This window comes from Mesorhizobium sp. M7A.F.Ca.ET.027.02.1.1 (genome assembly GCF_004022985.1).
Lineage (GTDB): Bacteria > Pseudomonadota > Alphaproteobacteria > Rhizobiales > Rhizobiaceae > Mesorhizobium.
The window spans coordinates 1-9,026 of sequence record NZ_RZOL01000252.1; the positions used below are offsets into that span (position 1 = coordinate 1).

Annotated in this window: 10 protein-coding genes; 1 reads left to right on the top strand and 9 read right to left on the bottom strand. The window is 63.7% G+C overall.

The window, feature by feature from the left end; genetic code table 11:
- The first annotated feature begins 138 nt into the window (after nt 1–138).
- The gene (locus EN749_RS23810) at nt 139–1,257 is read left to right on the top strand and encodes a P1 family peptidase (RefSeq protein WP_127396494.1); all 1,119 of its coding nucleotides are present in this window, start codon (nt 139–141) and stop codon (nt 1,255–1,257) included.
- A 70-nt stretch (nt 1,258–1,327) separates the two neighbouring features.
- Here the strand turns inward: EN749_RS23810 and EN749_RS23815 are convergent, their stop codons facing one another.
- From EN749_RS23815 to EN749_RS23860, 9 genes are all read right to left on the bottom strand, one after another.
- On the bottom strand, nt 1,328–1,648 hold the full coding sequence (locus EN749_RS23815) for a hypothetical protein (protein ID WP_245491484.1): 321 nt from the start codon (nt 1,646–1,648) through the stop codon (nt 1,328–1,330).
- A gap of 404 nt (nt 1,649–2,052) precedes the next feature.
- Nucleotides 2,053–3,051 (bottom strand): N(2)-acetyl-L-2,4-diaminobutanoate deacetylase DoeB, encoded by a 999-nt coding sequence (gene doeB, locus EN749_RS23820; RefSeq protein ID WP_128364084.1) that lies wholly within the window; start codon nt 3,049–3,051, stop codon nt 2,053–2,055.
- A 5-nt stretch (nt 3,052–3,056) separates the two neighbouring features.
- Nucleotides 3,057–4,235 (bottom strand): ectoine hydrolase DoeA, encoded by a 1,179-nt coding sequence (doeA, locus tag EN749_RS23825; protein ID WP_127396496.1) that lies wholly within the window; start codon nt 4,233–4,235, stop codon nt 3,057–3,059.
- 154 nt (nt 4,236–4,389) lie between these two features.
- The gene (gene eutC / locus EN749_RS23830; RefSeq protein ID WP_127396497.1) at nt 4,390–5,382 is read right to left on the bottom strand and encodes an ectoine utilization protein EutC; all 993 of its coding nucleotides are present in this window, start codon (nt 5,380–5,382) and stop codon (nt 4,390–4,392) included.
- Nucleotides 5,379–6,374: a hydroxyectoine utilization dehydratase EutB gene (eutB, locus tag EN749_RS23835; RefSeq protein WP_128364085.1), complete on the bottom strand. Its 996-nt coding sequence runs from the start codon at nt 6,372–6,374 to the stop codon at nt 5,379–5,381. Before eutB ends, eutC begins: the two co-directional genes overlap by 4 nt.
- A 183-nt stretch (nt 6,375–6,557) precedes the next feature.
- The gene (eutA, locus tag EN749_RS23845) at nt 6,558–7,334 is read right to left on the bottom strand and encodes an ectoine utilization protein EutA (RefSeq protein ID WP_128364086.1); all 777 of its coding nucleotides are present in this window, start codon (nt 7,332–7,334) and stop codon (nt 6,558–6,560) included.
- 3 nt (nt 7,335–7,337) lie between these two features.
- Complete coding sequence (gene ehuD / locus EN749_RS23850; RefSeq protein ID WP_128364087.1) at nt 7,338–7,997, bottom strand: ectoine/hydroxyectoine ABC transporter permease subunit EhuD; 660 nt, start codon at nt 7,995–7,997, stop codon at nt 7,338–7,340.
- A gap of 34 nt (nt 7,998–8,031) precedes the next feature.
- On the bottom strand, nt 8,032–8,691 hold the full coding sequence (gene ehuC, locus EN749_RS23855; protein ID WP_128364088.1) for an ectoine/hydroxyectoine ABC transporter permease subunit EhuC: 660 nt from the start codon (nt 8,689–8,691) through the stop codon (nt 8,032–8,034).
- A 157-nt stretch (nt 8,692–8,848) separates the two neighbouring features.
- The coding region (locus tag EN749_RS23860; RefSeq protein ID WP_128364089.1) for a transporter substrate-binding domain-containing protein at nt 8,849–9,026 on the bottom strand (178 nt) is incomplete at its 5' end.

The window sequence follows — 9,026 nt, forward strand, 5'->3', positions numbered from 1 at the left end:
GAATGGCGCTTTCGCTCGAGTTCGCCGACGGCATCGCCGATGCGGTGGCGATCACCGGCACGGCAAAACCGAAAGCCGTGGCCAAGCCGGCGGCCAAGGCCAAAGAGCCCGGCAATCAGGGATCCCTGTTCTGAGACCATGACCGACAATCCGCATCATCTGACAACGCCCTCAGGCAAACCGCGCGCGCGAAATTTCGGCATCGGCTTCGATGGGCGGCCCGGACCGTTTAACGCGATCACCGATGTGCACGGCGTGACGGTCGGCTACGCGACGCTGATTTCGGGCGATGGCGCGCTCGTCGTCGGCCAGGGGCCGGTGCGCACCGGCGTGACCGCGATCCTGCCCAGGCCGCTCGCCGACCTCGCCACGCCGGTCTTCGCCGGCATTTTCAGCCAGAACGGAAACGGCGAACTGACCGGCTCGCACATCGTCGAGGAAACCGGCGCTTTCAACTTCCCGATCACCATCACCAACACCCATTCCTGCGGTGTCTCACGCGACGGCACGCTGCGCTGGATGCAAAGCGTGCTGCCGGCAGCGCTCGACAGCGGCTGGGGGCTGCCGGTGGCGGCGGAGACCTATGACGGCTTCCTCAACGACATCAACGGCCACCATTTGACGTCAGAGCATGTTGCGCAGGCTCTCGACGGTGCCGGCGGCGGGCCTATCGAGGAAGGCAGCGTCGGCGGCGGCACCGGCATGATCACCTTCGGCTTCAAGGCCGGCTCCGGCACGGCGTCGCGCATCGTCGAATGGCAAGGCCGTGCCTACACCGTCGGCGCCTTCGTGCAGTCTAATTTTGGAAAACGGCGCAATATCACCATTCGCGGCCTGTGCGCCGGGCCGGAGCTTCTCGAACCGGCGGTCCGCGAAGGCACACCGCGTGCTGAAAAGGGCTCGATCATTGCCGTCGTCGCCACCGACGCACCGTTCCTGCCGCATCAGATGAAGCGGCTGGCCCGCCGGGTACCGCTCGGCGTCGCCATGACCGGCGGCTTCGGCTATCACAGTTCAGGCGACATTTTTATCGCCTTCTCGACCGCCAATGCGAGCGCGGCGCTGGCGCCCTCCGGCCGCACCGCCAGCGCCGATTTTATTCCGGACACCGATATCGATCCGTTTTTCGAAGCGGTGATCCAGACCGTGGAGGAAGCAATCCTCAACGCGCTGGTTGCCAATGACGATATGACCGGACGCGACGGAAATTTCGTGCCGGCGCTGCCGAAGGCGTGGCTCAAGGAGAAGTTTGGCTGAAGACAAAAACGCGGGCCAGAAGCCCGCGCTGAAACAACGTCGCCGCTATGCGATCATTCCGCGGCTTTGATCATTCCGCGGCTTTTCCGGGGGCCTGCTGGCTTTCCTCGGCCTCGGCCGCTTCCTCAAGCCGGGATGCGATAAGTTCCTGGATATCGCCGACTTCTTCCTGGATGTCCTCCAGCGGGATGCCGACCTCGGCCGCCTCGGCGGCGCACTCCTTGGCCAGGGTTTCGGCCTGCTTGTCTATCCTTGCCTGGGAGGACTGGCAATGGACCTTTTCGCCGATCCATCCCCGCAAGAATTCGATGGCGTGTTCACTCATACTGCTGTTCCCTGGCGGCAAAGCCGGTTGGTAATCATAAACGTCGACATCCCGCAAAGGATGCATGTCCCCATTCCAGCCGAGTCGCGGTCGTCCGGCAAGCCAATGCTGTCCAAGGTCCACAGAGCCATAGGAAATCGAGGGGTCAAGAGCATTTTCTGATTCTGGAGGGGTCGGTACCGTTGGCTGGGTCACGCCCAGCGCTGCGCCACTGTTTCTATTTGCTTTTTTCCGGTTTCCGAGCCGATTTCCGTCACAATAGATGGCGCAACACACTACACATTCACAGTTGCTTCGAGGTGCTGCCCTCGGGCACGCAGGTCGAAGCCGCCGCTATATAGTGACATCCTCCTGCAATGTCGACTCCGCTCGCCATGCTGCTTCTTTCCGCCGCGCCGAAGGCTCCGCAACGGATCAAGAGCAAGTGACGATGGACGCGAACCGGGTGGAGCAAGCCTCGGCGGAATCGCTCAGACGTGCACAGCCACCACCGCCGCGCAGTCGCCGGCCTTGACCAGCCCGGGGAAATGCCGCGCCGCCAGCATGCCCGACATTTTTGCCCGGATTTCCTGCGGGGCGATGCCGGTGCGGCCGGTGGAATGGATGCGCGCCAGCACCGCGCCCTTTTCGACGGGTTCACCGAGATCGACCATGGTTTCGATCATGCCGTCATCTTCGGCGAAGGAGAAACAATCGCCCGACGGCATGTCGAGCCACTGGGTCGAGGTCTTCTCGACCGCACCATCTACAATGCCCGTATGGCGCAACACATTGAGGATGCCGTGCCGCGCGATCCGCACGGTTTGCGCGCGCGACGTGCCGCCGCCGCCAAGCTCGGTGCTGACGAAGACCTTGCCCATCTCCTCGGCTGCCGTGTCATACATGCCGACGGCGTCGATTTCGATCATGCGCATCGAAAACGGGGCGGCAAAGGCCGCGACCGCGTCGAAGGCTTTCTGTTCCAGCGCCTTGTCGGGCAAAGTATGCGCGGCGCAGAACGGCACGAAGTCCAGCGTCTTGCCGCCGGAATGGAAGTCGAACACGATGTCGGCGCGGGGGAGCAGCTCACGCTGGAAATAATCAGCGATCTTCTCGGTCACCGTTCCGTCCGGCCGGCCGGGAAAGCTGCGGTTCATGTTGCCCTTGTCGATCGGCGAGGTGCGCGTGCCAGCGCGAAAGGCCGGATAGTTCATGGCCGGCACGATGATCACCGTGCCGCTGACTTGCTTGGGATCTAGGGTCCTGGCGAGATCGTAGAGGGCCAGCGGCCCCTCATACTCGTCGCCATGGTTGCCCCCGGTCAGCAGCGCTGCCGGCCCGTTGCCGTTGCGGATGACGCAGATCGGGATCATCACCGAGCCCCACGCCGAATCGTCGCGGCTGTAGGGCAAGCGCAGGAAACCGTGCTGGATGCCGTCGCAGTCGAAATCGACGGTCGGCGCGACCGGTGATGGACGTAGATTCAACATCGGCATCAATCCTTCACCACCAGCTTGCGCGGCACATTGGCCAGGCACTCCACACCGGTTTCGGTGATCAGGATGGACTCGGTGATCTCCAGTCCCATCGTTTCCAGCCACAGGCCGGTCATGAAATGGAAGGTCATGCCGGGCTTGAGCTCGGTGCGGTCGCCGGGACGCAGGCTCATCGTGCGCTCACCCCAGTCCGGCGGATAGGACAGCCCGATCGAATAGCCGGTGCGGTTGTCCTTGACGATGCCGTATCGCTTGAGGACACCGAAGAAGGCGTTGGCGATGTCCTCGCAGGCGTTGCCGGGTTTCGCGGCAGCCAGCCCGGCTTCCATACCTTCCAGCGTCGCCTTCTCGGCATCGAGGAATTCCTGCGTCGGCTTGCCTAGGAAGACGGTGCGCGACAGCGGGCAGTGATAGCGGTTGTAGCAGCCAGCAATCTCGAAGAAGGTGCCCTCGCCCCGCTTCATCGCTCTGTCATCCCAGGTCAGATGCGGCGCCGAGGCATCGGCACCCGACGGCAGCAGCGGCACGATCGCCGGATAGTCGCCGCCAATACCGTCGACGCCGCGCGTGCCGGCGTCATAGATTTCGGCGACGAGATCGCATTTGCGCATGCCGACCTCGATCTTGTCGAAGATGCGCTGATGCATGGCCTCGACGATGCGGGCCGCCTTGCGCATATAATCGATCTCGGTCGGGCTCTTCACCGCACGCTGCCAGTTGACCAGCGCGGTGGCATCGACAAAGCGGGCATTGGGCAAATGCTTCTGCAGCGACGCAAAGGCGGCCGCCGAGAACCAGTAATTGTCCATTTCGACGCCGACTGTCAGCTTGCCCCAGCCGCGCTCCGCAAGCACGCTGGCCAAAAAATCCATCGGGTGGCGCTCGGTCGACTGCACATAGTGATCGGCATAGCCGACGATATTGTCGTGCGCGAGATAGGCGGTGCGCTTGGCGCCGTTGGCGTCCTGGCCGCGGCCGTACCAGACCGGCTCGCCCGAAGGCGGCACGATAACCGCCTGATGCACATAGAACGACCAGCCGTCATAGCCGGTCAACCAGGCCATGTTGGAAGGATCGCTGACAACAAGAAGATCGACGCCCTTGGCCTCCATGGCCTTGCGTGTCTTGGCGAGGCGATCCGCATATTCGCCGCGCGAGAATCTCAGGTTCGGTTGCATTGTTCTTGGTCCTCGTTTGTTGGGCCCTGCGGCCGGTATCAGCTTTGAATCCAACTCGTCGTTCTTGTTTGAGCGTGATCTGTGGACAAACGGAAAACCGTTTGTCCGAGAAAACCGGTTCCCACTTTTCCGGATCATGCTCCTGCGGCCAGCATCAGCTTTCGAAGATGGCCCCGGAACCGGCCACCCGCGCACGGTCTCGAGCGAGCGTGGCGATCGCCGTGTCCTGGACGCCAGTGCCGGTGAGATCGGCGATGGTGATGTCGCTGGCCGAGCGCCGTCCGTGTTTCGCGCCGGCGATGATCTGGCCGAGTTCGGTCACCTCTCCCTCGGCGGCCATCACGCCCGCCGCGATTGCATGATGCAGCTCACCCAGCCGCTTTGTCTGGCGGCCACTGTCAGCGGCATAGAGATCGGCCATGCGCAGGATTGCCGGCGCGATCTCGTTCTTGTGCTCGGCGTCCGATCCCATCGCGGTGATGTGCTGCCCTGCGGAAACGAAGCCGGCCTTGATCAGCGGCTCGGTCGAAGGCGTCGTGGTGACGATGATGTCGGCGCCGGCGACCGCGTTTGCCGCGTCGGGCTCGGCATGCACGAGAATGCCGAGCTTTTCGCGCAGGGCTCCGGCGGTTGCCTCGGCCTTTGCCGCATCGCGTGCCCAGATGCGCGCCTCGGCAATCGGCCGCACCAGCATGAGTGCTTCCAATTGCAGCCCGGCCTGGACGCCAGCACCGAAGATCGCGGCAACGGACGAGTCCTGCCGCGACAGATGTTTGGCGGCGACGGCGCCGGCAGCAGCGGTTCGGATATCCGTGAGATAGCCGTTGTCGAGCAGCAGCGCTTCGACCAGGCCGGTCTTGGCTGACAGCAGCACCATCATGCCGTTGACGCTGGGCAGGCCGAGCTTCGGATTGTCGAAGAAGCCGGGGCTGATCTTGATGGCGAAACCGTCAATGCCGGGCACATAGGCGGTCTTAACGTCGACCTCGCCGCGATGCTCGGGAATGTCTAGCCGCAGGATCGGCGGCATCGCCACCGGCAGAGTGGCAAGCGCACGGAAGGCGTTTTCGACGCAGGCGACGGCATCGAGATCGAGTGTCACGATCGCCCGCAACTCTTTCTCTGTAAGGATGGTCATCCGGCTCATGCGGCACGCTCCTTGAGCGATGGCGCTACGCCGCAAACGATTGTGCGGTGCGCGTCCATATCGATGTTGCGACCGGACAGCAGAACAACCATCGGCCCGTCCGACCTGACCTTGCCGGCCAGCAGTGCGGCGATGCCGACAGCACCCGCGCCCTCGACGATCTCGCGTTCACGTGCATAGGCGTGACGGATTCCGGCGGCGATCTCTTCTTCGCTGAGCAGGATGACATCATCGAGCAGGTCGCGGCACATGGCGAAGGTCAGCCGATTGTCGAGGCCGATGCCGCCGCCGAGCGAATCCGCCAGCGTCGGCAATTCTTCCACCAGCACCGGCTGGCCCGCATCGAGGCTGGCCTTCATCGCCGCGCCACGCGCCATCGAGACACCGATGATTTTTGTGCCGGGGCTGACGCCTTTGATGGCCGTAGCAACCCCTGAGGCGAGCCCACCGCCGGAGAGCTGGACCAGAACGAGGGCGGCATCCGGGACCTGCTCGATTATCTCAAGCCCGACCGTGCCTTGCCCGGCGATAATGTCGGGATGGTCGAAGGGCGGCAGCATCACCAGCCCCTCTTGCGCCACCAGCCGATCGACCTCCTGCTGGGCATCGTCCTGGCTGTCGCCGATAATGCGGACCTCCGCGCCAAGCCGGCGGATCTCGTCGAGCTTGTTGCCGGGCACCAGGCGCGACATGCAGATTACGGCGCGCATGCCCTCAAGCTTCGCCGCATGCGCCAGCGCGCGGCCATGATTGCCGGTCGAGGCCGCGACCACGCCCCGCGCCTTCTGTTCGGCGGTCAACGAGGCGACGGCGTTCGAGGCGCCACGCAGCTTGAAGCTGCCGGTGGTCTGCCGGTGTTCGAGCTTGAGGTGAACGGGGACGCCCAGTTGTTCGGATAGGCTCGGGGACAGCACGGTCGGCGTGCGCTCGACTTTGCCGACGATACGGTCACGGGCGATACGGATGTCCGCTAGGGCGACGGCGCGCGTCATGGGGCGACCCCCTCTGGCCTGCCGGCCATCTCCCCCTCGAGGGGGGAGATTGGCAGCTTCGACGCTGCCGTTCTTCCTGTCACGTCGGTGATTGGCGAAAGCCGGGCAGCAGCTAATCTCCCCCCTCGAGGGGGAGATGGCCGGCAGGCCAGAGGGGGTCGCTCGTGAATGTGGGACATCGTCTTACTGAACCAACGGCAACGTCATCAGCCGCCCGAACTCAGGATGCGGCGCCTCATCCCCGCACAATCTCAGGCAGTTCCAGGCGGTCGCCTGGTTGCTGGTCACCACGGGACGTCCGATCGCCTTTTCCATGCCGGTGAGCGCGAGGGCGCTACGCAGCGCCGTGCAGGACACGAACAGCGCATCGGCGGTGGCGCCGGTGGCTTCCCGCGCAAGATCGACAAGCGTTGCCGGTGCGATGCGCGCCATCTCGCGGTCATCCTCGAAACCGAGGCAGGTGAAGCTGACGATCTCGAAGCCGCGCGCCGCGAAATAGGTGGCCATCGGCCTGGATGTTTCGACCGTGTAGGGAGTGAGGATGCTGAGCTTGTTTGCGCCCAGCGCACGCAGCCCGCGCACGCCCGCCATCGGCGGTGTGACCACCGGCACGCCGGGCTTTGCGACCTGGATCGCCGCCTCGATCTCGGCATCGCCGATTACCACCGACGCCGAAGTGCAGGAATAGCAGATGGCATCGAGCTTCTCGTCCGGCAGGATCAGGGCCGCGCCTGCTATCAGCGCCGGCTGCATCTTGCGCAGGTTTTCCGGTGTCGTCGGGTTGGCATAGGGAATGCGCGCGACATAGACGCCGATCCGCTCGCTCGCCACCATGCGGCGGAAATCCGGCTCGCTGGTGTGGTCGGTCGCAAGGATGATCAGGCCGACGCGCCGCTCCAGCGGGCGCGCATCCAGCGCCGGCCGTTTCGGATAGACCTTGATCTCGGGCAAGGGTTTCATCGGCTACCTCTTGATCTTGCCGTAGCGACGTTCCAGCCAGCGCAGCAGCACGACCGAAAACAGACTGATGACGAGGAAGAAGGCACCGACCAGCGTGATCGGCTCGACATAGCGATAATAGGTGTTGGCGACGCTTTTCGCCTGGTTCATCAGTTCCAGCACGGTGATCGCCGACAGCAGCGGCGTTTCCTTGAACATGGCGATGAAGTAATTGGCCAGCGCCGGGATCATCGGCGGAATGGCCTGCGGAATGATGATGTGGGTCCAGGTCTGACTGGCGCTTAGATTGCAGGCCTTGGCGGCCTCCCATTGGCCGCGCGGCACATTGTCGATGCCGGCGCGGTAGACTTCGGCCGTGTAGGTGCCGTAGTGCAGCCCGAGCCCAATGACACCGGCGACCAGCGGCGGCAACAGGATGCCGATGTCGGGCAGCACGTAGAAGATGAAATAGAGCTGCACCAGCAATGGCGTGCCGCGAATGAACTCGGCGAGAAAGCCGACCGTGCGTGACAACGCCTTGTTGGGCGAGCGGCGCGCCAGCGCGATGCCCAGCCCGACGGTCGCCGCCAGCACTGAGCCGAGCAGCGTCGCCAGGATGGTGATCTTCACGCCCTGGATCAGCGTCGGCATGATTTCCCAGACGAAATTCCAATCCCATTCCATCAGTAAGCCCAATTTATCAGAAGGGAATTGGCCATCAGGCACGCACCCCATCGAGGCCGCGCGCCATGCGCCGTTCCAGCGAGCGCACGCCCCACGAGATGAGCAGGGCGAGTATGAAATAGATGAACAGAATGGTGGCGAACGGCACCATGGTGTTGCCGGTCTGCGCCCGCACCACCTGCGCCTGGAAGGTCAGGTCGGTGAGCGAGATCAGCGACACCACGGCGGTCGCCTTGAGCAACTCGATGGCGTTGTTGCCGAAGGTCGGCAGCATCACCAGCAGCGCCTGCGGCAGGATGATGTGGCGCATGCCTTGCCAGCGGCCGAGATTTAGCGCGGTGCAGGCTTCGTACTGTTCGCGGCCGATCGACTGGATGGCGCCGCGCACCACTTCGGCGGCATAGGCGCCGACATTAAGGCCGAGCGCCAGCACGCCGGCCTGCAGCGGCGTCAGCGAAATGCCGATGAAGGGCAACACGAAATAGGCCCAGAACAACTGCACGAAGATCGAGGTGCCGCGGAAGAATTCGATATAGGCGGTGGCCAACCAACGCAGCGCAAAGAAGCGCGATACGCGCCCCATGCCGGCGAGGAAGGCCATGATCAACGCCAGCACCGACCCCATCAGCGTCAGCTCGATGGTGACAAGCGCTCCCTGCAATATCAGGCCGAAATAGCCGGACCACTGGGTCATTTACGTTCCAACGTTGGGTTTAGCTCCTTCTCCCCGTTTGCGGGGAGAAGATGCCGGCAGGCAGATGAGGGGCGGCACTAGAGTCTCAGAACTTGGCGCCGCCCCTCATCCATCACTTCGTGACACCTTCTCCCCGTTGAACGGGGAGAAGGAAAAATCACTTCGCCGCGCAGAGCTTGTCGCGGCTGGTCGACATCGCCGCCGCCGCCGAGAAGCCGTAGGGTTCGATGATCTTGGCGAACTCGCCCGATTTCTTCATCTTGGCCAGTTCGACGTCGAAGGCGTCGCGCAGTGCCTCGTCGCCCTTCTTGAAAGCGGCGCCGTCGCAATAGACC

What these genes read in the sequence shown, in the direction of transcription:
- EN749_RS23810 (WP_127396494.1), top strand. Translation starts at nt 139, where the DNA reads ATGACCGACAATCCGCATCATCTGACAACGCCCTCAGGCAAACCGCGC.
- eutC (WP_127396497.1), bottom strand. Translation starts at nt 5,382, where the DNA reads ATGAGCCGGATGACCATCCTTACAGAGAAAGAGTTGCGGGCGATCGTG.
- ehuD (WP_128364087.1), bottom strand. Translation starts at nt 7,997, where the DNA reads ATGGAATGGGATTGGAATTTCGTCTGGGAAATCATGCCGACGCTGATC.
- ehuC (WP_128364088.1), bottom strand. Translation starts at nt 8,691, where the DNA reads ATGACCCAGTGGTCCGGCTATTTCGGCCTGATATTGCAGGGAGCGCTT.
- eutA (WP_128364086.1), bottom strand. Translation starts at nt 7,334, where the DNA reads ATGAAACCCTTGCCCGAGATCAAGGTCTATCCGAAACGGCCGGCGCTG.
- doeB (WP_128364084.1), bottom strand. Translation starts at nt 3,051, where the DNA reads ATGTTGAATCTACGTCCATCACCGGTCGCGCCGACCGTCGATTTCGAC.
- eutB (WP_128364085.1), bottom strand. Translation starts at nt 6,374, where the DNA reads ATGACGCGCGCCGTCGCCCTAGCGGACATCCGTATCGCCCGTGACCGT.
- doeA (WP_127396496.1), bottom strand. Translation starts at nt 4,235, where the DNA reads ATGCAACCGAACCTGAGATTCTCGCGCGGCGAATATGCGGATCGCCTC.
- EN749_RS23815 (WP_245491484.1), bottom strand. Translation starts at nt 1,648, where the DNA reads ATGCATCCTTTGCGGGATGTCGACGTTTATGATTACCAACCGGCTTTG.